The organism is Actinomadura sp. WAC 06369 (genome assembly GCF_003947565.1).
GTDB classification, from domain to species: domain Bacteria; phylum Actinomycetota; class Actinomycetes; order Streptosporangiales; family Streptosporangiaceae; genus Spirillospora; species Spirillospora rifamycini.
In genome coordinates this window covers 23,976-46,442 of sequence record NZ_QHJN01000023.1, presented here as the reverse complement: position 1 = coordinate 46,442, position 22,467 = coordinate 23,976, and the positions used below count along the sequence as shown (strand labels likewise).

21 protein-coding genes are annotated in these 22,467 nt (G+C 76.5%); 8 read left to right on the top strand and 13 right to left on the bottom strand.

Going from position 1 to position 22,467, the window contains the following annotated elements; genetic code table 11:
* Nucleotides 1-103: 103 nt before the first annotated feature.
* Nucleotides 104-2,728, bottom strand: a complete 2,625-nt coding sequence (locus tag DMH08_RS09085) for a DUF6493 family protein (RefSeq protein ID WP_125612973.1) — start codon at nucleotides 2,726-2,728, stop codon at nucleotides 104-106.
* Complete coding sequence (locus DMH08_RS09080) at nucleotides 2,725-4,080, bottom strand: SWIM zinc finger family protein (RefSeq protein WP_125612971.1); 1,356 nt, start codon at nucleotides 4,078-4,080, stop codon at nucleotides 2,725-2,727. Before DMH08_RS09080 ends, DMH08_RS09085 begins: the two co-directional genes overlap by 4 nt.
* Nucleotides 4,081-4,186: 106 nt before the next feature.
* Here DMH08_RS09080 and DMH08_RS09075 point away from each other — a divergent pair, with 106 nt between their 5' ends.
* From DMH08_RS09075 to DMH08_RS09065, 3 genes are read left to right on the top strand one after another with little or no spacing between them, the layout of a single operon-like run.
* Nucleotides 4,187-4,546, top strand: coding sequence for a hypothetical protein (locus tag DMH08_RS09075; RefSeq protein ID WP_026400456.1), 360 nt, complete (start codon nucleotides 4,187-4,189; stop codon nucleotides 4,544-4,546).
* Between the two features lie 56 nt (nucleotides 4,547-4,602).
* Complete coding sequence (locus DMH08_RS09070) at nucleotides 4,603-4,935, top strand: DUF3817 domain-containing protein (protein ID WP_026400455.1); 333 nt, start codon at nucleotides 4,603-4,605, stop codon at nucleotides 4,933-4,935.
* Nucleotides 4,936-4,990: 55 nt separating this feature from the next.
* Nucleotides 4,991-5,377, top strand: coding sequence for a GNAT family N-acetyltransferase (locus tag DMH08_RS09065; protein WP_125612969.1), 387 nt, complete (start codon nucleotides 4,991-4,993; stop codon nucleotides 5,375-5,377).
* 1,085 nt (nucleotides 5,378-6,462) lie between these two features.
* On the opposite strand, the gene DMH08_RS09060 is transcribed toward DMH08_RS09065, so the two are convergent.
* The gene (locus DMH08_RS09060; protein ID WP_125612967.1) at nucleotides 6,463-7,668 is read right to left on the bottom strand and encodes a PucR family transcriptional regulator; all 1,206 of its coding nucleotides are present in this window, start codon (nucleotides 7,666-7,668) and stop codon (nucleotides 6,463-6,465) included.
* 92 nt (nucleotides 7,669-7,760) lie between these two features.
* Between DMH08_RS09060 and DMH08_RS09055 the strand changes: the two genes are divergently transcribed.
* Entirely contained in the window at nucleotides 7,761-9,080 is a 1,320-nt protein-coding gene (locus DMH08_RS09055) for an MFS transporter (protein ID WP_158642277.1), read from the top strand.
* Nucleotides 9,077-10,357 carry an alkyl sulfatase dimerization domain-containing protein gene (locus DMH08_RS09050; RefSeq protein ID WP_125612963.1) on the top strand — a complete coding sequence of 427 codons (1,281 nt, stop codon included), beginning with the start codon at nucleotides 9,077-9,079 and terminating at the stop codon, nucleotides 10,355-10,357. Before DMH08_RS09055 ends, DMH08_RS09050 begins: the two co-directional genes overlap by 4 nt.
* A 53-nt stretch (nucleotides 10,358-10,410) precedes the next feature.
* Here DMH08_RS09050 and DMH08_RS09045 read toward each other — a convergent pair whose 3' ends face one another.
* From DMH08_RS09045 to DMH08_RS09025, 5 genes are read right to left on the bottom strand one after another with little or no spacing between them, the layout of a single operon-like run.
* On the bottom strand, nucleotides 10,411-11,208 hold the full coding sequence (locus tag DMH08_RS09045) for an ABC transporter permease (RefSeq protein WP_026400453.1): 798 nt from the start codon (nucleotides 11,206-11,208) through the stop codon (nucleotides 10,411-10,413).
* Nucleotides 11,205-12,182, bottom strand: a complete 978-nt coding sequence (locus DMH08_RS09040) for an ATP-binding cassette domain-containing protein (RefSeq protein ID WP_125612961.1) — start codon at nucleotides 12,180-12,182, stop codon at nucleotides 11,205-11,207. The genes DMH08_RS09045 and DMH08_RS09040 overlap by 4 nt, the downstream gene beginning before the upstream one ends.
* Nucleotides 12,179-12,559 (bottom strand): hypothetical protein, encoded by a 381-nt coding sequence (locus DMH08_RS09035; protein ID WP_026400451.1) that lies wholly within the window; start codon nucleotides 12,557-12,559, stop codon nucleotides 12,179-12,181. The genes DMH08_RS09040 and DMH08_RS09035 overlap by 4 nt, the downstream gene beginning before the upstream one ends.
* Before the next feature lie 37 nt (nucleotides 12,560-12,596).
* Nucleotides 12,597-13,214: a helix-turn-helix domain-containing protein gene (locus DMH08_RS09030; RefSeq protein WP_125612959.1), complete on the bottom strand. Its 618-nt coding sequence runs from the start codon at nucleotides 13,212-13,214 to the stop codon at nucleotides 12,597-12,599.
* 15 nt (nucleotides 13,215-13,229) lie between these two features.
* The gene (locus tag DMH08_RS09025) at nucleotides 13,230-14,456 is read right to left on the bottom strand and encodes an MFS transporter (RefSeq protein ID WP_125612957.1); all 1,227 of its coding nucleotides are present in this window, start codon (nucleotides 14,454-14,456) and stop codon (nucleotides 13,230-13,232) included.
* Nucleotides 14,457-14,691: 235 nt separating this feature from the next.
* Here DMH08_RS09025 and DMH08_RS09020 point away from each other — a divergent pair, with 235 nt between their 5' ends.
* Nucleotides 14,692-15,468 carry a PP2C family protein-serine/threonine phosphatase gene (locus DMH08_RS09020; RefSeq protein WP_125612955.1) on the top strand — a complete coding sequence of 259 codons (777 nt, stop codon included), beginning with the start codon at nucleotides 14,692-14,694 and terminating at the stop codon, nucleotides 15,466-15,468.
* On the opposite strand, the gene DMH08_RS09015 is transcribed toward DMH08_RS09020, so the two are convergent.
* From DMH08_RS09015 to DMH08_RS08995, 5 genes are all read right to left on the bottom strand, one after another.
* Nucleotides 15,443-16,561 (bottom strand): NAD(P)/FAD-dependent oxidoreductase, encoded by a 1,119-nt coding sequence (locus DMH08_RS09015; RefSeq protein ID WP_199747698.1) that lies wholly within the window; start codon nucleotides 16,559-16,561, stop codon nucleotides 15,443-15,445. The two genes, DMH08_RS09020 and DMH08_RS09015, sit on opposite strands and share 26 nt — an antisense overlap.
* Before the next feature lie 77 nt (nucleotides 16,562-16,638).
* Nucleotides 16,639-17,511: an RNA polymerase sigma factor SigJ gene (sigJ, locus tag DMH08_RS09010; RefSeq protein WP_125612953.1), complete on the bottom strand. Its 873-nt coding sequence runs from the start codon at nucleotides 17,509-17,511 to the stop codon at nucleotides 16,639-16,641.
* Between the two features lie 16 nt (nucleotides 17,512-17,527).
* Nucleotides 17,528-18,169, bottom strand: coding sequence for a GNAT family N-acetyltransferase (locus DMH08_RS09005; protein WP_125612951.1), 642 nt, complete (start codon nucleotides 18,167-18,169; stop codon nucleotides 17,528-17,530).
* Between the two features lie 51 nt (nucleotides 18,170-18,220).
* Nucleotides 18,221-18,655, bottom strand: coding sequence for a DUF5946 family protein (locus DMH08_RS09000; protein ID WP_125612949.1), 435 nt, complete (start codon nucleotides 18,653-18,655; stop codon nucleotides 18,221-18,223).
* A gap of 94 nt (nucleotides 18,656-18,749) precedes the next feature.
* Nucleotides 18,750-19,283, bottom strand: a complete 534-nt coding sequence (locus tag DMH08_RS08995; RefSeq protein ID WP_125612947.1) for a GNAT family N-acetyltransferase — start codon at nucleotides 19,281-19,283, stop codon at nucleotides 18,750-18,752.
* Nucleotides 19,284-19,447: 164 nt separating this feature from the next.
* Here DMH08_RS08995 and lon point away from each other — a divergent pair, with 164 nt between their 5' ends.
* Nucleotides 19,448-21,844, top strand: a complete 2,397-nt coding sequence (gene lon, locus DMH08_RS08990) for an endopeptidase La (RefSeq protein ID WP_026400445.1) — start codon at nucleotides 19,448-19,450, stop codon at nucleotides 21,842-21,844.
* A 133-nt stretch (nucleotides 21,845-21,977) separates the two neighbouring features.
* Nucleotides 21,978-22,463 carry a VanZ family protein gene (locus DMH08_RS08985; RefSeq protein WP_233617491.1) on the top strand — a complete coding sequence of 162 codons (486 nt, stop codon included), beginning with the start codon at nucleotides 21,978-21,980 and terminating at the stop codon, nucleotides 22,461-22,463.
* Nucleotides 22,464-22,467: the final 4 nt, after the last annotated feature.

Below are 22,467 nucleotides of genomic sequence, written 5' to 3'. Positions count from 1 at the left end.
AACCCCGCCGGACCCGCCTTCGTTGCACCGAATGCCGTGGGCGGCGCGCTTCGGCGCCGGGGCGCCCCGTCCCGGGGAAGGAGGACGGGCCGCCCCTGAGCGCTCAGGCCCCGGTCAGGACCCGGTGGAGGCGGGCCGCCTCGGTGACGAGGCGGCTGGAGCCGCCGCGGGCGGCGACCTCGGCCAGCCCCGGCACTTCGTCCCGGGCGCGGACGGACTCGGCGGTGCGGGCGCCGAGCGCCAGGAGGTCGGGGAGGCCGGACGGGGCGCGGGTGCCGGGCTCGGGGAGCAGCGCGGGCAGCACGGCGGCGATCACCGGCCAGACGCCGGCGTGCGCGCCCGCGTCGGCGGCCTCGGCCAGGGACCGGACGGCGCGGTTGGGCGTGATCGCGCCGCTCCGCGCCAGCGTGCCGAGGGCGGTGCCGGTCCCGGCGGCCGGGAGGTGCCCGCGCGCCGCGAACACGAGGAACGCCTCGACCGCGTCCGCGCGCTCGCGGGCGTCCCGGTGCGCGAGGGCGTAGGCGAGGACCGCCGCCGTGGCCGCGCCCGCCGGGCCGTCCGCCGCGGCCAGCGCGAGCGCGGTCGCGCCCTGGCCGGACGCGTACTCGTACGGGTCGAACTGGTGGGGGAGGGCGTGCGCGGCGGCCAACTCGCGGTGCGACGGCAGGAGCGCGGGCCACGACTCGGTGCCGCCGCAGTCGTGCCCCGCGGTGAACTTCGCGTCGTAGGACCACAGTTCCGAGAGGGGTTCCGGGAGGCCGTCCCCGGGGGATGCCACGCTCACGACGCCGTGCGGCGGCGGTTTCGGCACCCGGCCGCGCTCGGTCCGGAGCGGCTCGTCCAGCCGCCTGCACTGGACGACCGGGTCGGGCAGCCCGCCGGACGCGAGCAGCGGCGCGACCGTCCGTCCGGCCTCGGAGACCAGGGATTCCGCGCGGATCGCGGCGTCCGGATCGACGTCGCGGGGGATGCGCAGCAGCGCTTGGGCGAGGTCGGCGCGGCCGGGTTCGACGCCGGCCGCCTCAAGGCGTTCGAGGCGTTCGACGAGCGTCATGGGGGCGATATGTCCGCTGCCCTCGGTCGGTGCGGCCAGCAGCACGGGGGTACGGCCCACCGAGGCGATGATCTCGCGCTTGCGCCAGAGGAGGAGCCGGCGCACCGGCGGGCCGTCCACCCCCGTCCGGCGCGTGTCGAACCAGCGGGCTGCGGGGGGCTCGACCGGGAACGGGCGGACCAGCATCTGGCCGGCGAGCGCGGCCCAGTAGTGGGCGGCGCGCGTCGACGAATGCAGGCGGTGGTGCTCGGAGAGGTCGACCTGGACGTGCGGGCGCAGGGCTTCGCGCGTGCCCGACGGGTCGGTGAACGCGGACTCGACGAGCGCGGCGAGGAAACGTTCCGTCGCGACCCAGGCGAACGTCGCGTGCTGCTGTGCGCGGAACTCCTCGGCCAGTTCGGCGAGCGAGGCGATCGGGGCGGGCAGCGCGCGCGGGACGTACGGGGGCGGACCGGACGGGACGGGCGCCGGTTCGGCGCCCGCGTCCACCGCGCCGTACCCGGCGGCGAGCGCGGCGCGGAGGTCCGCGGGGAGCCCGGCGGCCGCGTCCCGCACGGTCTCGCGGGTCGCGGCGTCCACCCGTCCGGCGTGCTTCACCGCGATCTTCACGGCGCGTTCCCGCAGGTCGAGGGCTTCCGTGGCGAACACGGCCGTGACCGCGCGGACCGTCGCGTCGACGCGGTCGCGCTTGCGGGCGGTCCGGTCGAGCCAGCCGAGGGCGGCCCGCACGAGCTTCTTCTCGGGGCGGAAGGCGAGCGCGTCGGCGGCCTCCGCGAACAGCCCGGCGTCGAGCCGGCCGAGGTCGTCCGCCCGCCGGACCTGCCGGAGCGCGAGGCCGGCGACGGTGGACGGGGCGGCGGGCAGCAGCCGGACGTGGTCGCGGACGCGCGCCGCGGCCTCCTCGTCCGACGGGTCGAGCAGGTCGTGCAGCCGGACGAAGAAGCGCAGCTCGTGGGAGGTGCCGCCGCGCAGGAACCGGCCGACGCAGCCGTCGATGAGCGCGGCGCGGTCGAGCCGCCCGGCGGCGGCGAGCCCGGCGAGCGCCTCGGCCCAGTTGGTGGTGCGCTCCCGGTCCCACCGGACGCGGATCTCGTCGTCGGCGAGCGCGCCGCCCACGCCGTCCGCGTCGAACAGCCGGGGGACCAGCGCGTCGAGGAACGGGTCGTCGGCCAGCGCGGCCGGGTCGGCGAGGGCGGCCCAGCCGGCGACGAAGCCGTCCGACGCGGGCGCGGCGGCCCCGGCGGACAGGGTGAACTCCGCCGCGATCGGCCACAGGGAGCCCATGCGGTCGTCGCCCGCGCGGAGGCGGTCGGCGATGCGGCGGCCGACGTCGGCGCGCCACTCGGCGGGGCGCGCGGCGGTGACCTTCACCAGGTCGTGCTGCAGGCCGCCGCGCGCGAACCGCATGGGCCACACCTCCAGCTCCCGGCGGCACAGCCAGGCCGCCGCGGCGGACGCCCCGCCGATCGTGCCCGCGCCCGCGAGCAGCAGCGGCTCGACGTACCCGCGTTCGAGGACGTTCCACTCGGCCTTCGCCCGCAGCTCCCGCAGCAGCCCCGGCAGCGCGTCGGCGACCTCGCGGCGGCCCGCGCCGTCGAGCTTCGCCGCCAGCGCGATGACGCGGCCCTGGTCCTTCGCCTCGATCGCCCCGCGGACGTCGTCCCACGCGGTCATCGGACGGCCTCGGCGGACGCTTCGCGGCGGACGATCCGGGCCGCGAGGACGTGCTTGCACGGACCCCGCCCGCCCCGGTGGTCGTGCCACCACGGGCACGTGCACGACGCGGCGTCGCCGGCGCCGTCGAACCGGACGAGCCGCTCCCCGCCGCCGGTCGCCACCACGGCGACGCCGTCGCCGGTGAACCGCACGGAACCGTCCTCGACCAGCGCCCGCGCCGCCCGCAGCCGCGGGTTCAGCGCCGCCACCCGGGACGGGTCGTACGGGAGTTCGCGGTGGAAGAACGCGGCCTCGGCGGTGTCGAACCCGACGCGGCCGGACGTCCCGAGCTGGACGAGCGCCGCCTTCGTCCGGTCGAGGGGCAGCCCCGAGCGCTCGGCCAGCAGGTCCGGCTCGACGCGCGGCTCGAACGCCAGGAGCGCGCCGACGAGGTCGGCGTCGCCCGCCGCCTCGTCCGTCGCGAGGGCGTCGAGCACCGCGCCCTCGCCGGAGAACCCGCGCGACCGCTCCGGGGACAGCGCCAGCACGTAGCGCATCCCGGGCAGCTCCAGCTCCCACACGCTCGCGGCGGGGCCGCTCCCGGCCGCGACCGGCGGCCCGTAGGCGCGGAGCGCGCGGGCGAAGCGCAGCAGCGGGAGCATCGTGCGGAGCCTGTCCGCCCCCGCCAGGCACACCGCGCCCGGCGCCGGACGCGGCGCGAGCCGCAGCGTCCGCCCGGCGGGCACGGCCCACATGGGGGTCCGGCCGCGCAGGGACCGCAGGAACCGGACGGCGTCCGGCCCGGTCAGCTCGGCGCGCGGATCGAACCCGGCCGTGATCACCTGGACCTCGGCGAACCCGCGCAGCCACCGGTCGGGGAGGGGGACCTTCTTCTCCACCACGGCGCCGTCCAGCGTCGTGACGGCCAGTTCCTCCTCGCCGACCGCGAGGTGCAGCGGGTCGGAGCCGCCGACGCGGGCGAGGGCCTCGCGCAGCGGGCCGTTCACGTCCACGTTCGTCGTGCCGCGCTCGTGCACCTCGCCGTCCATCGCGGCCTCCAGGACGTCCAGCCGCGCGTACACGCCGCCGCACGCGGAGAACGACTCCAGCCGCAGCCGGTCGCCGTTGCAGGTGACCACCGGGTCGCGGAACCCGGTGGGCCGCGGCTGGTGGTAGCGGGTCTGCGCGACGTCGGCCAGTCCGATCAGCGCCGCCGCGGCCGGGGCGGCCTGCGTGAGGACGCCGCTGAAGAAGTGCGGATGCGCCCGGGGCCCGCTCCCCGTCGTCCCGCCCGACGTCGACAGCCCCAGCAGGCCGCCGTCCACCCCGGACGGACGCGTGTACGAATAGGACTGTGCCGTAGTCGCCATGGGAGGGAAGGTAAAGGATCCTTCCGACAAATAGCCGAGCGGCGCCGGTCCCGTCTGCGGCGGGGGTGTGCGCGGACTTCCGGAAGGGCGGGGTAGTCTCGATGACGTGCGACGGTTCCTCACTCCCGGCTGGCTCGGCCTGCATGCGCTGGCGATCGTGCTGTGCGCCGCGTTCCTCGGTTTCGGCTGGTGGCAGTACGACCGCGCCCAGGCCGGCAACGACCGCAGCTGGGCCTACACCTTCGAGTGGCCGATCTTCGCGATCTTCGTGGTCGTGATGTGGGTCAAGATGATCCGGGACGAGCGCGACGGCGTGGACTCCCCGGCGCCCAAGGTGATCGAGGAGCCCGCTGAGGCCGCGGTGAAGCGGGAGATCATCCGTCAGCAGGAGGAAGAGGACCCCGCCCTGGCGGCCTACAACCGCTACCTCGCCCGGCTCAACTCCCAGAGCGACCGGCGCGACTGACCCCGCACGAGCCCGGTCCGCGCGAACGGCCGCCGGGCCGCAGAAAGGTGTGAACTGTGGAAGGCGCGGTGACCCGGTACCGGATCCTCGCCATGCTCGTCGGCACGCTGCTGGTGCTGCTGGTGATCGGCATGGTGCTGAAGTACGGTCCGACCGACATGCCCGAGATGGCGGGCATCGTGTCCCCGATCCACGGCTTCTTCTACATGGTCTACCTGGCGGCCGCCTACGACCTGTGGCGGCGGACCGGCTGGCCGCTCAACCGCATGGTGCACATCGTGCTGGGCGGGATCGTCCCGCTGATGACGTTCTTCGTCGAGCGCCGGATCGTCCGCGACGCCCGCGCGCTGCAGGCGTCCGGGAAGCAGCCGGCCGAAGCCGGAGTCTGACCTCCCCGTCCCGTGGACCCGGGCCGCGGGCCTGGACGCCGGCTACCTCAGCAGGATGCTCGCCCGGTTCGAGAGCGACGGCCTGGCGACGCGGGAGCGCTCGGCGGAGGACGGCCGCCGCCAGGTCGTCCGGCTCACCCCGCGCGGCCGCGAGGTGTTCGCGCTGCTGGACGAGCGGTCCGCCGACGACGTCGCCCGGTTGCGGCTCCTGCACGTCGAGCCCGGCGCGCGCGGCGCGGGCGTCGGGGCGGCGCTCGTCGACGCGTGCGTCCGCTTCGCGGAGGAGGCCGGCTACGCGGAGATCATGCTGTGGACGACGGCCCTCCAGCGCCCGGCGCACCGCGTGTACGCCCGCGCGGGCTTCGTCCTCACCGAGGAGGAGCCGCCGGTCTCCCGCTTCGGCGACACCGTCCACGGGCAGGTCTGGCGCCGCAAGCTCTGACGCCCGGCCGGTCCCGTGCGCGCATGAGTCCGGGCCCGCGAGGTGCGTGCACCTCGCGGGCCCGGACTCCGCAGCGATCCCTGACTGCGTGCGGCGGCCGAGACGGGGGTCGGACGGAGTGCCGGCCGCCTTCGGGTCACCGGCGCATGGCCGGACGGGTTGGGAGCCGGGCGCCCACCTCCTTTCGGGAGCGGACCGCCGGGTCGCGCGGACCCGGACGGCGGGACGGGAGCGGGTGCCGCGCCGACACCCGCGTGATGTTCGGGAGAGCCCCCGGCGGCCGGAGGGAAAGGCGGCCGCCGAGGGGACGTCGACGGTGGACCGCGGGATCGGTCCGCCGTGCGCTCTCGTTCCGGGAGAGCCGCACGTCCGCCGGGCCCTGGGAGGGCGGGCCGCGGGTGGCGGAGCGCGCGGTCCCGGTGGTCGGGAGAGCGCGGGCCGCCGCTCGGCCGCGGGCTCGCGGGCCGGGGGTCGGGACGACCGTGGGAGCCGGGCTCCCGCCGGGCCGCGGGCCCGCCCGCGCCGGGCGGCGGCGCCGGGGCGGCGATCGGACCGGCGCGGGACCGTGCCGGGACGGGCGCGGCCCCGCGGGGGCGCTCGGTGGTGGGCGGTCCGGGCCGGCGGCGTCCGGCACGGCGCCGCCGACCCGGCCGCGGGGGAGCACCGGTGCCGCGGGGGCGTGCGGCGCCGGCGTCCGGTGTTGGGCGGGGTGCCCGCAGGACGGGGGACGGGACGGTCCGGTGCGGCCGAGGGCCCGAGGTGTGCCGCCGTGCACGGCGTCCGCGGCCGGCGTCGGGGGACGCCGCGCGCCGGGCCGGGACGTGCCGGGGACGCCCTCGGCCGCGCCGGTGAGGCCGCCACCCGCGGTGCGTCGCATCTCGGCCTCCTCTCGTCCGGGACCTGGGGCTTTGCCGCCCCGCGGTCCGCTCGTTCACTCACTGTCACGAACTCGTTGCGTTAAGTACCCTGGGGTCATGCCCGCGTAAACCGGGGTGTGCGCGCGGAATCATGATCGTCACCAGACTTTGCCTTCGCATTGCCCTGCGGGCCCGCGGAGCGGCCGGGAACGCCCGCCAGGGGCGGGGTCAGCCGAGGCGGCGCAGGGTGAGCGCCGTGGCGCACAGCAGGGTGCCGCGGGTCGTGCGGGGGTCGACGCCGATCAGCCGGGACGTCCGGGCGAGGCGGTTGTCGACGGTGTTCGGGTGGACGGCGAGCGCGGCGGCGGTGCGGCGCCGGTCGAGGTCGTGGTCGAGGAAGGCGCGGAGGGTCTCGAGGAGCTCCGGGTGGCCGTCGAGCGGGTCGAGGACCGCGGCGAGCGCGGGACCGCCGTCCGGCGCGCCGCTCAGGTGGTAGTCGAGCAGGACGTCGCCGAGCTCGTAGACGCCGGGCGGACGCCCGGTGGCGCGGGCGATCCGGGCGATGCGGGCGGCCCGCGCGGACGCGCCGGGGACGTCGGCGGCGCGGGCGCGGGCCGCGCCGACGGCGGCGGGCTCGGCGCGGCCGAGGGCGCGGCGGAGCTCGTCCATCCGGTCGGCCGCGCGGAGGGGCAGCAGGACGTGGACGCCGCGGCCGTCGAGATGGGTGAGGGTCGCGCCGCCCGCGAACCCCTCCACGGCGGCGCGGACGCGGCGCTGCAGGCGGCGCTCGGCGACGCCGGCGGGGCGGTCGGGCAGGGGCAGGTTCAGCACGAGGAAGGAGTCGGGCAGCGGGACGCCGTAGCGTTCGGCGGTGGCGCGCGCCGGTTCGCCCGCGACGAGGGCCCGCGCGATCTCGCGGAGGGCGTCGCGGCGCTCGTCCTGCACGGCGGCCTGCGCCGCCTGGTAGGCGTCGGCGACGGCGGCGACGACGCGGTTGGTCTCGCGGATCTGCAGGCGGGCCAGCAGCGGGAGCGCGTCCCGCTCGGCGGGCCGCACCTCGGCGACGAGCGCGTCCCAGATCAGCTCGGCGCCGATGTAGTACGTCGACAGGAGGGTGGACAGGCCGACGCCCTCCTCGGCGCGCTGCGCGGCCCGCTCGAGGAAGAGGCGCCGGTCGTCGCGGTCGGCGGGGGTCCCGCCGAGCAGGTCCAGGAACTGGCGGATCGCGAACCGGGCGGTGGCGGCGATCTCGAGGTCGCGCATGTCCGCGGGCAGGTCGGCGTAGTCGGGGATGGCGGCGAACCGCCGCTCGGCCAGTTCGCGCGCGAGCCGGTTGACCTTCGGCTCGCAGCGCGCCGCGACCGCCGCCGCGATGCGCCGCGCCTCCCGTTCGTCGATGACCGGCCCCCCTTCAGCGTGATTGTGACATGTCACAGCGATCCCGGGGTGAACAAGGGACGGTCGCCGATTGTGGAGGCCCGCGTCCGCGAGGAAGGGTGATCCGTACCAGAACGGACGGAGCACGCATGGCATCCACCGCGAAACCCCCGCAACCCGACGCGTCGCGTTCCCGCCGGGCGTGGACGGTCGTCGTCCTGCTCGTCCTGTTCATGATGATCAACTTCATGGACAAGGCGGTGCTGGGCCTCGCCGGCGACCACATCCGCGCGGAACTCCGGCTGACCGACACCGAGTTCGGCTCGATCGGCAGCGTGTTCTTCCTGCTGTTCAGCGTCTCGGGCGTCGCGGTCGGGTTCCTGGCCGACCGGCTGCCCGTCAGATGGCTGCTCGTCGGCCTGGTCGCGGTGTGGAGCGCCTCGCAGCTCGCGGTCGCCCTGCCGGCGGCGGGCCTGCTCACCCTGATGGTCACCCGGGTGACGCTCGGGATGGCCGAGGGCCCCGCGCTCGCGATGGCGAACCACACCGCGTTCAGCTGGTTCCCCGACCGGGAGCGGGCGCTGCCCAGCACGCTGCTGGCGACCGGCGGCGCGTTCGGCGTCGCGCTCGGCGCGCCGGCGCTGGCGGCGCTGATCACGAGCGCCGGCTGGCGGTCGGCGTTCCTGGCGACCGGCCTGCTCGGGGTGCTGTGGGTCGCGCTGTGGCTGGCGAAGGGCGGCGAGGGCGGGTACTCCGCGCGCGGCGCGGCGGCGGACGGCCCGCGCTTCCCGTTCCTGCGGATGATCACCTGCGGCACCGTCCTGGGCGGCCTCGCGGCGGGCTTCGCGGCGTACTGGTCGATGGCGGTCGCGGTCACCTGGCTGCCGCAGTACCTGCAGCGGGTGCACGGCATGGAGCTGGAGCGGGCGAGCCTCGTCACGGCGGCGACGCAGGTCGTCGGCATCGTCGTGATGCTGTCCATCGGCTACGCCTCGACCCGGATGACGCGTGCCGGACGGTCCAGCCGCGCGGCGCTCGGGTACCTCGGCGGCGCCGCGGTCGTCCTGTCGGGCGCCGCGATGCTGCTGGTCACCCGGTCGGGCGGGGGAGCGGCGTTCGTCGCGGTGCTGATGGTCGCCTACACGTTCGGCAACGCGTTCTTCGGGCTGATGCAGGCCGCGGCGGCCGAGCTGGCGCCCGTCCGGCAGCGCGGCGCGGTCCTCGGCACGGTGACCGCGCTGGCGTCCCTCGCCGGGGCGCTCGGCCCGGTGCTCACCGGCGCGGTCGTGGACGCCGCGGGGACGGCCGAGGCCGGCTTCCGCCACGCGTTCGACCTCGGCGCCGCACTCATGATCGTCGGCGGTCTGCTGGCCGCCGCCTTCGTGCGCCCCGCCCGCGACCGCGCCGCGCTCGACGCGGCGCGCCCCGCGGGCGGCGGTTCCCGCGCACTGACGAAAGGACAGATATGAACATCAGGGAATACGCCGACAAGGTGTGGTCCGGCGAGAGCGACGACAGCATCGCCAACACCGGGATGGGCGGAAAGGGCGTCATCGACATCGCCGACGGGCTCGGCTGGAAGCCCGGGTTCGGCAACGTCATCGCGTTCCGCACGCGCGGCGAGCTGATCCTGTTCGACACGGGCAACGAGGCGTACGCCGGGAAGATGCACGCCCGGATCCGCGAGTGGACGTCCGACCCGCTGAGCCTCGCGTTCTACTCGCACGGCCACGTCGACCACGTCATGGGCATGGACCCGTTCGACGCCGAGGACGGCCCGCGCGCCCAGGTCGTCGCGCACGAGAACGTCCGGGACCGCTTCGACCGGTACGCCCTCACCGCCGGGTACAACGCGGTGATCAACCAGCGGCAGTTCCAGATCCCGGGCCTGCGCTGGCCCACCGAGTACCGGCACCCGGACGTGACGTTCCGCGACGCCCTGACCGTCACCCGGGGCGACCTCACGTTCGAGCTGTTCCACGCGAAGGGCGAGACGGACGACGCCGCCGTCGCGTACGTCCCCGAGCACCGGCTGCTCCTGCCCGGCGACCTGTTCATCTGGCTCGCCCCCAACTGCGGCAACCCGCAGAAGGTGCAGCGCTACCCCCGCGAGTGGGCGCACGCGCTGCGCCGCATGGCCGCGCTCGGCGCCGAGATCATGATGCCGTCGCACGGCGCCCCCGTCTTCGGCGCCGACCGGATCGAGCAGGCGCTGCTGGAGACCGCCGAGTGGCTGGAGAGCATCGTCGACCAGACGCTCGGCCTGCTCAACGAGGGCCGCCGCCTCGACGAGATCGTCCACGCGGTGACGCCGCCCGCGCACCTCGCCGACCGCGTCTACCTGCAGGCGAAGTACGACGAGCCGGAGTTCATCGTCCGGAACCTGTGGCGCATGTACGGCGGCTGGTACGACGGCAACCCCGCGCACCTCAAGCCCGCCCCGGACGCCGCCGTGGCGCGGGCCGTCGCGGACCTGGCGGGCGGCGCCGCGAAGGTCGCCGACGCCGCCCGCCGCGCCGCCGCGGACGGCGACCTGCGGCTGGCCGCGCACCTCGCCGAGACGGCGGTGCTGGCCGACCCGCAGGACGCCGCGCTGCACGGGGCCCGCGCCGAGGTGTACGCCGCCCGCGCCGCCGCCGAGCCGTCGCTGATGGCGACCGGCGTGTTCAAGTGGGCCGCCGACGAGTCGCGGCGCGCCGCCGGCGGCGAGGCGTCCCCGAGCACCATCCCGGGCCTGATCGCCTGACCGCCCGGCCGCCCGGCCCCGGCCCCCGTGCCGGGGCCGGGGCCGGGGCCGGGTCAGGTGAGGTCGCGGCGCAGGGGCGCCGCGACGGCGGCGGCCGCGGCGAGGGCCGCGTACCCGAGGAGGACGAGCGTGCCCGCCACCGGCGGCAGCAGCCGGACGGGATCGGTCGCCATCTGCTGCGAGAGGGCGTCCGCGACCGCGGTGAAGTCGGTCAGCGCCGCGGTCGCCCCGCCCGGCAGCCACGGGTAGAGCCACCGGACGCCCGGCACCATCATCAGCAGCGTCTCGCCCGCGTACAGGTAGCCGATGACGACGCCGAGCGCCGCCGTCCGGTTCGGGATCAGCGCGCCCATCCCGATGCCGAGCAGCGTGTACACCGTCATCGCCACGCCGATGCGGGCGAGCAGGGCGAGGATCGTCCCGGCGGGCAGCCCCAGGTCGACGCCCTTCGCCGCGGCGACGCCGAAGAACGCGGCGGCGGCCGTGCCCGCGAGCACCGCCCCGTACCCGGCCCCGGCGGCGCCGTGCACCAGCAGTTTCGCCGCGAGGACCCGCCCGCGGCGCGGCGCGAACAGGAACGTGGCGTCGGCCGTCCGGTGCCGGTACTCCGACGCCATCGCCAGCGTGCCGACCGCGGCCGGGACGAGCGCGGTGAACCCGAGCATCCCCAGGACCGACCGGACGCCCTCCTCGGTGTGCAGGCCCGGCATCGGCGGGTCGAAGTTCTCCGGGCCGACGGCGGTCAGCACGCCGACGAGGCCGCCCCCGGCGAGCCCGCCGAGCAGCAGGATCCCGAGCCAGACCCGGGTGGCGAGCAGCTTGCGGAACTCCGCCTTGACCAGCCGGCTCATCGCGCCCCTCCGGTGAGTTCCAGGAACAGCCGCTCCAGATCGAGTTCCTCGGTGGACAGGCCGTGGACGCGCAACCCGTGCGCGGCGGCGAGGGCCGCGACGCCCGGGGCGTCCAGCCCGTGCACCCGCAGCTCCTCGGGCGCGTCCGGCCCGGCCGGTTCGGCGCGCACGGGACGTCCGGGCGGCGCCTCCCGGACGAGCGTCCGCGCGAGCTCGGCCGCGTCCGGCGAGCGGACCAGGACGACGGGCGCCGCGCCCGCGAGGCCGTCCAGCGCCCCGGCCGCCACGACCCGGCCGCCGCGGATCACCACGACGTCGTCGGCGATCTGCCGCACCTCGCCGAGCGCGTGGCTGGAGAACAGGATCGTGCGGCCCTCGCCCGCGAGGCGGCGCAGGAACGTCCGCAGCCACGCCGTGCCCTCCGGGTCCAGGCCGTTGCCGGGCTCGTCGAGCAGCAGCACCGGCGGGTCGCCCAGCAGCGCGGTCGCGAGGTTCAGCCGCTGCCGCATGCCGGTGGAGAAGCCGCCGGTCCGGCGGTCCGCCGCCGCGGCGAGCCCGAGGACGCCGAGCAGCTCGTCGACGCGCCCGTCCGGGTGCCCGCCCATCGCCGCGTACACGCGCAGGTGGTCGCGCGCCGTGTGCGCCGGGTGGAACGTCGAGGCGTCGAAGACCGCGCCGACCGTCGCCGACGGGTTCGGGATGTCGCGGTAGCGCCGCCCCCCGACCGTCGCCGTCCCGGACGTCGGCGCGACCAGCCCGACGATCATCCGCATCGTCGTGGTCTTCCCGGCGCCGTTCGGACCGAGGAAGCCGGTGACCCGGCCGGGCTCGACGGTGAAGCCGGCGCCGTCCACGGCCACGACGTCGCCGAACCGCTTGGTCAGCCCGGACACCTCGATCCGCGGCCCGGTCGCGTCCGAGCTCGTCGCGTCCGGGCCCGTCGCGTCCGGGCCCGTCGCGTCCGGGCCCGTCACGTCCGGCCCCGGCGGTCCGCGGCGGCGCGGTGGATGCGCCGGGTGAGCCCCGCCGCGTCCCGGTGGGAGACGACGATCTCGTCGAAGTCGTCCCCGGCGAGCTCCCGGTTCAGCGTCAGGTGCAGGCCGGGGCGTCCGCGCCGCACCGCCACGAGCCGGCGCGGGCCGCGCACGAGCCCCCAGACGCCGATCTTCGCCACGCCGGAGACGTGGCAGCCGCGCCGGGTACCGCGCGGGACGCGCAGCGGCCGGTCGACGCACGCGGCGCCGTCGACGGCGGCGAGCGGGACGGTGACCCGGCCGCGGCCCGTCCAGGTGCGTTCCCACCTGCCGAACTCGATGTCGATGCGGTCGCGGGCGACCTTCACTTCGGCCATGTCATCGCCTTTCTCGTCGCGGCCCGGGTCCGGGCCGTCAGGTGTCGTCGGGGGCCTCGCCGGGGTCGCCGGCGGGCGCTTCCTCGGGGGCTTCCTCGGGGGCTTCCTCGGCAGGGTCGTCGGGCGGGGCGACGGGCATGAGGACGGTCGCGAGCAGGCGCGGTGTCCGTCCCCCGCCCGGCTCGTTCGCGGTGAGCGGGCCGACGAGTTCGGCGAAGCCGCGCGCGAACTCGGCGAACTCCGCGTCGTCCAGGTGCAGGACGGCCTGCTGGTAGCCGACGCCGTCGGCGACGAGGTCGATCTCGTCGCGCGCCAGGTAGCGGGAGAAGTCGGCGAGGAGGCTGGAGACGAACGCGGTGAAGTACCGCCCGTGGTCCTCGGCGGTCGCCGCGGCCAGCTCCTCGGGTCCGAGCACCGCGCCGCCGGGCGGCATCGTGTAGACGCGCTCCTGCCCGATCCGCCGCCCCTCGGTCGCCTCCAGCAGGCCGCCCTTGGCGAGCGCGGCCAGGTGCCGGTACAGGGTCGCCTGCGGGACGTCCGGCAGCAGCGCGGCGATCTCCCGCGTCGTGCGGCGCCCGCCGGCGACCGAGCGGAGGATCCGCAGCCGTACCGGATGGAGCGCCAGCTCCTCCCACCGCTCCTTCGATGTGCTCACGGACGCACTTTATCATTATCGATAATGAGAACTCCACAGGTGGTGGAGGTGGCGGGCCAGCGCGGCCGCCGCCAGCGCGGCCACCAGCCCGCAGACGCCCGGCCAGCCGAACGCCGCGTGGGCGCGGGCGCCCAGCCACGAGCCGGCGCTGCCGCCGAGGAACGCGCACGTCATGTACGCGGTGTTGATCCGGCTGCGCGCGTCCGGCCGGAGCGCGAAGATCCGCGCCTGGTTCGCGACCATCCCCGCCTGCATCGCCACGTCGAGCAGCAGCGTGCCCGCCCCCAGCGCCACGAGCCCCGCCGTGCCGCCGAGGACGCCCAGCGCGAGGACGCCCGCGGCCGCGATCGTCCCCGCTATCGCGGCGAGGCTCACCGCGTCCGCGCCCCGCCGGTCGACGAGGCGTCCGGCGGCCGGCGTGCACGCCATCGTCACCCCGCCGACCAGGGCCAGGACGCCGACGGCGGACGCCCCCAGCCGGTACTCGGGACCCGTCAGGTACAGCGCGGCGCCCGTCCACACCGCCTGGAACCCGCCGAAGACGGCCGCCTGGTACAGGCACGAACGCCGCAGCGCCGGCTCGCGCCGCAGCAGCCGCGGCGCCGCCGCGAGCAGCGTCCGGTACGGCACCCGGGCGGGCGGCCGCGCCGCCGGCAGCGCGGCCGCCAGCACGGCCGCCAGCACCAGCGCGGCCGCCGCCGACACCACGTACGGGCCGCGCCAGCCCAGCCGGTCGCCGATGACGCCGCCGAAGGCGCGGGCCAGCAGCATCCCGCCGATCGACCCGCTCAGCAGCGTCCCCAGCACGGCGCCGCGCCGCTCGTCGGCGACCAGCCCGGCTGCCATCGGCGCGATCACCTGCGCGACCACCGTCGTGATCCCGACGAACGCGCTCGCGCCGAGCAGCGGCGGCAGCGCCGGGGACCCGGCCGCCGCGAGCAGCCCGATCCCGGTCAGCACGAGCAGCACGACGATCAGCGTCCGGTGCGGGATCCGGTCGCCGAGCGGCACCAGCAGGAAGTTTCCGGCCGCGTAGCCGAACTGCGCGGCCGTCGCCACCAGCGCCGCCGTGCCGGGGGAGACGCCGAGACCGTCCGCGACGAGCGGGCCGACCGCCTGCGGGAAGTAGAGGTTGCCGACCGCGACACCGCAGGTCAGCGCGAGAAGGAGGACGAGCCGGCGGCCGAGCGGGGCCGGCTCGCCGCGGCGCGCGGGCGCCGCGGAAGGGGCGTGCGAGGACACGGGACTCCACGATTCGACACGGCGGAGCCGCCGGGCTCCGCGAGAGACAGGCCGTCAGGGGCTCGCCTCGGCGCCGGGAGCGCGTGCCGCGCGCCCGGTCAGGGCGCGGCGCGCTCCGCCGCCGAGGCGTCGGTCGCGGTCGTGCGGAGAACCGGGTGGCGCATCGATCGTCCTCTCGTGGGAGCGGACGCACGTTCTCATGCGGTTCGCCCGTCAGGCAAGCTATTTTCCCGTCATGCCCTGTGCCGAGTGCGGCGGTACCGTCGCGCCCGACGGCCGCTGCTGGGACTGCGGGGCCGCGCAGCCCGCCTACCGCGCCCACCTGGAGACGGCCGTCCCCGGCGCCGCCGGGGTCGCCGACCGCGGCCGCCGGGACGTCAACGCCGACGCGATGGCCCTGGTCGCGGCCGGGCCGTGGACGATCGGCGTCGTCTGCGACGGCGTCTCCATGGCGCCCCGCGCCGACCGGGCGGCCCGGGTCGCCGCCGACACGGCCGCGGCCGTCCTCGCCGCCCGGCTCCCCGCCGGCGTCCTGCCCGAGACCGCGCTGGACGAGGCCGCCGCCCGCGCGGGCCGCGCCGTCGCCGCGCTCGCGGCGTCCGCCCGGTCCGCCCCGGCGTGCACGTACGTCGCGGGCGTCGCCGGACCGGACGGCCTGTGGGCGAGCTGGATCGGCGACAGCCGCGCCTACTGGCTCCCCGACGAGGGGCCCGGCACCGCGCTCACCGAGGACGACGTCGGGGAGCACGACGCGATCGCCGCCTGGCTCGGCGCCGACGCGGGCGAGCCGGAGCCCCGCTGCCGCAGCCTGCGCCCCGCGGGCGCGGGCCGCCTCCTGCTCTGCACCGACGGGCTGTGGCGGTACCTGCCCGACCCCGCCCCGCTGCGCGCCGCCATGCCGGGCGGGAGCCCCCTGGACGACGCGCGCGCCCTGGTCGGGCGCGCGCTGGACGCGGGCGGCGCGGACAACGTCACCGCGCTGCTCGTCAGTATCCCGCCGCCGCCACGTTAGGGCGGCGCATCGCGAACACCGTGCCGCGCACGACGGCCTCTTTCACCCGCGCCGCCGAGCGCCCCGTCAGGACGGCCCGCTCGATGGGCGTGTCGTCCGCCCGGGTGAACTGGACGACGCCGTCGCGGCGCCCCAGGCTGACGCACTGCGACATGTAGCGCAGCTTCGCCGGCCGCGGCTCGCGGCCCCGGGCGAGCGCCCCCGCGGCCGCCCCGCCGTGCAGGCCCATCGGCAGGCCGATCTGGCAGGACATCCGCGCCGCGCGGCCCCGCACCGGCAGCACGGCGACGTCCCCGACGGCGACCACCTCCGGGTGGCTCCGCGCCCGGAGCGCCCCGTCCACGCGGACGCGCCCGCGCTCGTCCACCTCCAGTCCCGCGTCGGCGGCCAGCGGCGGGACGCGGAAGCCCGCCGTCCACACGACCGCGTCCGCCGGCAGGTCGCGGCCGTCCGCCAGCAGCAGGCCGTCCGCGGCGACGGTCGCGACCCGCTCGTCCTCGTGCACCGCGACGCCCATCCGCGCCAGCGCCCGGTGCACGTGGCGGCGCGCGCGGGGGCCGAGGCCCTCGCCGAGCGGCCCGGCGGTGACGAGCTCGACGCGCAGCCCCGGCCGCGCCTCGGCGAGCTCGGCCGCCGTCTCGATCCCGGTCAGGCCGCCGCCGACCACCGCCACCGACCCCAGCTCCGGCAGGCGCTCCCGCAGGAGCCCCGCGTCCGCCTTCCGCGCGATCCCCAGCGCGTGCTCGCGCGCCCCCGGCACGGCGTCCAGGTCGGCGGTGCTGCCGAGCGCGTAGACGAGCGTGTCGTAGCCGAGGTCCGCGGCGCCGTCCAGGCGGACGGTCCGGGCGCCCGCGTCGAGGCCCGTCGCGCGGGCGACGACGAGCTCGACGCCCGTCCCGTCGAGCAGGCCCGCGAGCGGCAGGTCCGCGGGGTCCTGCCCGGCCGCGAACTGGTGGAGCCGGACCCGCTCGACGAAGCGGTCGGACGCGTTGACGAGGGTCACCCGGGCGTCCGGTCCGGCGGTCCGGGCCGCGCGCTTGGCCGCGCCCAGCCCCGCGTACCCGGCGCCGAGCACCACGATGCGGTGAGTCATGCTTCCTCCTCGCTCGAGTTCCGGAAGCTGAACCGGTCAGGGCCCCGATCCGTGACGGCCCGCGCGCGTGACGCCGCTCACACGAGCTGCGCGGCGACGAACGCCAGCTTGCGCGGCGCCAGGACGATCCGCACGCGGGCGACCCGCCCGTCCTCGACCTGCACCGACAGCACGCCGGACAGCGCGTCCCCGACCCAGAACAGGACGGTCGGCTCCCCGTTGACCTCCGCGACCCGGCTCGTCACCCGCGCCGCCTCCGGGCGCCGCCCCAGCCCGCGCAGGTACCGCAGGACGGTCGCGCGCCCCGCGATCGGGCGCCGCGCGGCCGACGCCTCGCCGCCGCCGTCCGCCACCGCGACGACGTCCTCGGCCAGCAGCCGCTCGAGCGCCGCGACGTCCCCGTCCAGCGTCGCCCCGAAGAACGTCTCGACGATCCGCCGGTGCCGCCCGGCGTCGACGTCCCGCCTCCGGCCGTCCTCCCCGACGTGCGCGCGCGCCCGCCGGTGGAGCTGGCGGGAATGGTCCTCCCCGATGCCGAGGATCTCCGCGATCTCCCGGTGCGGATGCCCGAACGCCTCCCGCAGGATGAACACCGCGCGCTCCGCCGGGGACAGCCGCTCCAGCAGCACCAGCACGCCCAGCGACACCGACTCCCGCTGCTCCACCGTCTCCAGCGGCCCCAGCGCCCCGTCCGCGGTCAGCACCGGCTCCGGCAGCCACGGGCCCGCGTAGCTCTCCCGCCGCACCCGCGCCAGCGACAGCCGGTTGAGGCACAGGTTCGTCACCACCGTCGTCAGCCACGCCGCCGGCACCTCGACCCGGTCGGCCCGGCTCCACCGCAGGTAGGCGTCCTGCACGACGTCCTCGGCCTCGGCCGCCGACCCCAGCATCCGGTACGCGAGCCCCATCAGCCGGGGCCGCTGCCCCTGGAACACCTCGACGTCCGCCATGCCGCCGACAATAAACTCAGACGCCGAAGAAGGGCAGGCAGGACGCGAGCCCGCGGATCTCGACGTCCACCGTGCGGTGCCGCTCCCACCCGGCCCGATCGAGGACGAACCGCCGGTCGATGCGCCGCTCGTCCCGCACCCGCACCCGCTCGGTCCCGTTCGGCTCGTACCCGAGCTTCCGCGACACCGCGACGGACGCCGCGTTGTCGGCGAACGCCGCGCTCACCGCCGTCTCGGCGCCCAGCCCTTCGAACGCGAGCGCGAGCACCGCCGCGCGCATCTCCGTGCCGACGCCCCGCCCCTGGAAGCGGCGCCCGAGCCACGAGCCGGTCCCGACCTCCCGCACCACGGCGAAGTCGCGGGCGCCGACGCTCTGGACGCCGACCGTCCGGCCGTCGAGGAACACGGCGAGCTGCAGCGTCCAGTTCTCGGGCGTCCATTCCGCGAGCTGCCGCCAGTGGAACTGCATGTGCGCCCGCCCGCGCTCCGCCGGGGGCGCGTCCGTCCAGGGCGTCGCGAAGGGCATCGCCGCCGGATCGTGGACCCCCTCGGCGGCCAGGTCGCCCGCGGAGTCGAGTTCCCGCAGGTCGGGCAGGCGCAACTCCAGCCGGGGCGTCCGCAGGACGAGCCCGTACAAAGGCCAGTTAGTGAGGGTCACCGAGCCCATTATTCGCGCGGGCTCTCCCCTTGAGAAACGGTTTTCCCCGCGTCATTCCGGACGCGCCGTCCACGCCTCGACGGTCGCGGCCGCCCATTCCCGGACGCGGTCGGGGAAACCGTCCGCGGGGAACGTGCCGTCGACCGCGACCTCGGCGATGGTGACGGCGAACCGCGCGGGCGGCGTCCCGGAGGGCGCCCGCGCGTCCGTGGCCGGGCCCTCGCGGCGGCGGTGCGAGTTCGCGCGCCGGAATCCGGACACGACCCGTTCGGCGCCCGCCCGTCCGTCCCGCAGGAAGGCGTCCAGGATCGTCCAGCCGAACGGCGGCGCGGACACCAGCCGGCTCGGATGCTGGTACACGAAGCACGCGACGGACACGCCGTGCAGCGGCCCCCACGGCTCGCGCCGCGAGTGGTCGAGCGCCAGCAGCTCCTGGAACAGGTCGTCGCAGGGACCGGGGCCGCCGCATTCGGGGCAGTTCGTCACGGTTCCCCCTCAGCTAGCGGCGCACGCTCGACCGGCGCGTCCGGCCCGCTACGTGCACCGGCCGCCGTCATCGGCAACCTGCCACGCTCCCACCTCACCCGCAACGCGATTTCCGGCTCGCGGGGCCGTCGTCGAGGGCGATCCAGAACCGGTCCTCGCCGCGCTTCCGCCCGGCCGGGACGCCGCCGTTGGCGAGGACGACCCGGCGGGACGCCTCGTTGCCCGGCGCGCAGGTCACCAGCACGCGCGCGAGGCCGCGCCGGGCGCACTCGTCCAGACCGGCGGCGAGCATCCGGGTCGCGTGGCCGCGCCGGCGCCACGGCGCCACGACGTGGTAGCCGACGTGCCCGCCCGCGTCGGCGAGGGCCGCCGTCAGCCGGTGGCGGAGGATCAGCGTGCCGAGGTAGTGCCCGCCCGCGACGTACCAGAACGTCGTGGTCGGGACGCCCCAGCGGACGTGGACGCCGCGCCGTCCCGCGACGAACGCGCGGAAGTCGGCGAAGGCGGGCGCGAGCCATGCGGCGGACGTCCCCTCGGCGCGGCAGTCGGCCAGTTCGCCCGCGAGGAATGACTCCCGCAGCGCCGCCGTTGGCTGCACGAGACGGCACGGGGCGTGCTCGAAGGGCATGCCCCCAGTGTCGTGAACGGGGGGCTCCGGCGTTGATCGCTGAGAGCGAACGGGGGGAGGAAACAAAATGCTGCTCCGTTTTCTTGAGTGTGGATGACTCAACCTTCTGGAGTTGGGTCGCCGGTCCTCCCGAGGGGCCGGTGGGACACGGACTTGGAGTGAGCATGAGCGAGACCCTGACGCTGCCGGTGCTGCCCCTGGACGACGGGGCCGTTCTGCCGGGCATGGTGGTGCCCCTCGACCTGTCCGGCGACGCGGAGGTGCGGGCGGCCATCGAGGCGGCGCGGGCGGTGGCGCAGACGAAGGGGCCGGGGATACGGACGCCCGGCAAGCCGCGGGTGCTGCTGGTGCCGCGGCTGGACGGGCAGTACGCGGCGGTCGGGACCCTGGGCGTGGTCGAGCAGGAGGGGCGGCTGCCCGGCGGGGAGCCGGGGGCCGTCGTGCGCGGCGTCGCCCGGGTGCGGATCGGCACGGGGACGACCGGGCCGGGCGCGGCGCTGTGGGTCGAGGGGACCCTGATCGAGAAGCAGGCGCCGTCCGGACGGGCGCAGGAGCTGGCGAAGGAGTACAAGGGCCTCGTCAGCGCGATCCTGCAGAAGCGCGGCGCGTGGCAGGTCGTCGACGTGGTGCAGCAGATCGACGACCCGTCGACGCTCGCGGACAACGCGGGGTACGCGCCCTACCTGTCGGACGAGCAGAAGGTGGAGGTGCTGGAGACGACGGACGTCGTCGAGCGGCTCACCCTCGTGATCGGCTGGGCGCGCGACCACCTCGCCGAGCTGGACGTCGCGGAGACGATCCGCAAGGACGTGCAGGAGGGCATGGAGAAGACGCAGCGCGAGTTCCTGCTGCGGCAGCAGCAGGAGGCCATCCGCAAGGAGCTGGCCGAGCTGAACGGCGACCCCGCCGACGAGGAGGACGACTACCGCGCCCGGATCGAGGCGGCGGACCTGCCGGAGAAGGTGCGGGAGGCCGCGCTGAAGGAGGTCGACAAGCTCGAGCGGTCGTCGGACGCGTCGCCGGAGGGCGGCTGGATCCGCACCTGGCTCGACACCGTCCTCGACATCCCGTGGAACGAGCGGACCGAGGACGCCTACGACATCGCGGGCGCCCGGGAGATCCTGGACGCCGACCACGCGGGCCTCGACGACGTGAAGGAGCGCATCATCGAGTACCTGGCGGTGCGCAAGCGCCGCGAGGAGCGGGGGCTCGGCGTGGTCGGCGGGCGGCGCAGCGGCGCGGTGCTCGCGCTGGCCGGGCCTCCCGGGGTCGGCAAGACGTCGCTGGGCGAGTCGGTCGCGCGGGCGATGGGCCGCACGTTCGTCCGGGTCGCGCTGGGCGGCGTCCGGGACGAGGCCGAGATCCGCGGCCACCGGCGGACGTACGTGGGGGCGCTGCCCGGCCGGATCGTGCGGGCGATCCGGGAGGCGGGGTCGATGAACCCGGTCGTCCTGCTGGACGAGGTCGACAAGGTCGGCGCCGACTACCGGGGCGACCCGACGGCGGCGCTGCTGGAGGTGCTGGACCCGGAGCAGAACCACACGTTCCGCGACCACTACCTGGAGGTCGAGCTCGATCTGAGCGACGTCCTGTTCCTGGCGACGGCGAACGTGGTGGAGGCGATCCCGGGGCCGCTGCTGGACCGGATGGAGCTGGTGCAGCTCGACGGCTACACCGAGCACGAGAAGGTGACGATCGCCCGCGACCACCTGCTGCCGCGCCAGCTCGGCAAGGCGGGGCTGGAGCCGTCGGAGGTGGCGCTGGACGACGCGGCGCTGCGGCTGCTCGCGTCCGAGTACACCCGCGAGGCGGGCGTCCGGTCGCTGGACCGGTCGATCGCGCGGGTGCTGCGGAAGATCGCCGCGAACGTCGCGCTGGAGAAGGCGTCGCTGCCGGTCTCGGTCGGCCCCGACGACCTCAAGGACTACCTGGGCCGGCCGCGGTTCACGCCGGAGGTGGAGCTGAGCCGGGGCGAGCGGCGCACCGGGGTGCCGGGCGTCGCGACCGGCCTCGCGGTGACCGGCGCGGGCGGGGACGTCCTGTACATCGAGGCGTCGCTGGCCGACCGGGAGACCGGCGACACCGGGGTGACGCTGACCGGGCAGCTCGGCGACGTGATGAAGGAGTCGGCGCGGATCGCGCTGAGCTACCTGCGGTCGCGGGGCGCGGAGCTGGAGCTGCCGGTCGGCGACCTGAAGGACCGCGGCGTGCACGTCCACGTGCCGGCGGGCGCGATCCCGAAGGACGGGCCGAGCGCGGGCATCACGATGACGACGGCGCTGGCGTCGCTGCTGTCGGGGCGTGCGGTGCGGCCGGACGTCGCGATGACCGGCGAGGTGTCGCTGACCGGGCGGGTGCTGCCGATCGGCGGGCTGAAGCAGAAGCTGCTGGCGGCGAGCCGCCTCGGCATCACCACCGCGATCGTCCCGAAGCGCAACGAGCCCGACCTGGAGGAGGTGCCGCAGGAGGTGCTGGACGGCTTGACGGTGTTCACCGTCAGCGACGTCCGGGAGGTCCTCGACCTGGCGCTGGAGCCCGCCACGACGGCCGTCGCCGCCTGACGGGACGGGACGCCCGCGGCCCGGCCGGGCCGCGGGCGTCCGCCTGCCCGCGGTCCGGCCCGGGAGGGGCATATCGGACGTCCGAATCGCGCCGGCGGGCATGCGGGGGCGCGGGCGGGGGAGGAGGGGCGCCGTGTTGGTCGAAATGTGGCAGCCCGCTCCGCCCGGTGAACGCGTCCCCCGGCACCTCCTCGCGCTGCGCGCCGCCGTCGCCGTCACGGCGCTCGTGTTGCTCGGCGGCTTCTGCTACGTCGCGTTCCGGCTCACGCTGACGCCCGTGCGCGACGAGGGGCAGGCCGGGGCGAACTTCCGGCCCGGCGACTCCCTGCGCTTCTACCTGGACCGCCCGACCAAGGAGGCGGTGCTCCAGCTCGGCGGCAACCTCGCCCTGCTCGCCCCCATCGGGGTGCTGGTGCCGCTGGTCGCCAAGCGGCTGCGCGGCCCGGTCCGGCTCGCCGTGCTGACGGCGCTGTTCTCGTTCGCGGTCGAGCTGGTGCAGGGCGCGTTCGTGGTCGGCCGCGCCTTCGACATCGACGACGTGATCCTGAACGTCGCCGGGGTCGTCCTCGCGTACCTGCTCCTCGGCCGCCGGCTGTCCCGGTCCCTGCGCGGTTCGTGACGGG

Excerpts from the sequence above, each read along its gene's own strand:
- DMH08_RS09085 (WP_125612973.1), bottom strand. The coding sequence starts at position 2,728 with ATGACCGCGTGGGACGACGTCCGCGGGGCGATCGAGGCGAAGGACCAG.
- DMH08_RS09080 (WP_125612971.1), bottom strand. The coding sequence starts at position 4,080 with ATGGCGACTACGGCACAGTCCTATTCGTACACGCGTCCGTCCGGGGTG.
- DMH08_RS09065 (WP_125612969.1), top strand. The coding sequence starts at position 4,991 with ATGCTCGCCCGGTTCGAGAGCGACGGCCTGGCGACGCGGGAGCGCTCG.
- DMH08_RS09055 (WP_158642277.1), top strand. The coding sequence starts at position 7,761 with ATGGCATCCACCGCGAAACCCCCGCAACCCGACGCGTCGCGTTCCCGC.
- DMH08_RS09050 (WP_125612963.1), top strand. The coding sequence starts at position 9,077 with ATGAACATCAGGGAATACGCCGACAAGGTGTGGTCCGGCGAGAGCGAC.
- DMH08_RS09045 (WP_026400453.1), bottom strand. The coding sequence starts at position 11,208 with ATGAGCCGGCTGGTCAAGGCGGAGTTCCGCAAGCTGCTCGCCACCCGG.
- DMH08_RS09035 (WP_026400451.1), bottom strand. The coding sequence starts at position 12,559 with ATGGCCGAAGTGAAGGTCGCCCGCGACCGCATCGACATCGAGTTCGGC.
- DMH08_RS09020 (WP_125612955.1), top strand. The coding sequence starts at position 14,692 with ATGCCCTGTGCCGAGTGCGGCGGTACCGTCGCGCCCGACGGCCGCTGC.
- DMH08_RS09015 (WP_199747698.1), bottom strand. The coding sequence starts at position 16,561 with ATGACTCACCGCATCGTGGTGCTCGGCGCCGGGTACGCGGGGCTGGGC.
- sigJ (WP_125612953.1), bottom strand. The coding sequence starts at position 17,511 with ATGGCGGACGTCGAGGTGTTCCAGGGGCAGCGGCCCCGGCTGATGGGG.
- DMH08_RS08995 (WP_125612947.1), bottom strand. The coding sequence starts at position 19,283 with ATGCCCTTCGAGCACGCCCCGTGCCGTCTCGTGCAGCCAACGGCGGCG.
- lon (WP_026400445.1), top strand. The coding sequence starts at position 19,448 with ATGAGCGAGACCCTGACGCTGCCGGTGCTGCCCCTGGACGACGGGGCC.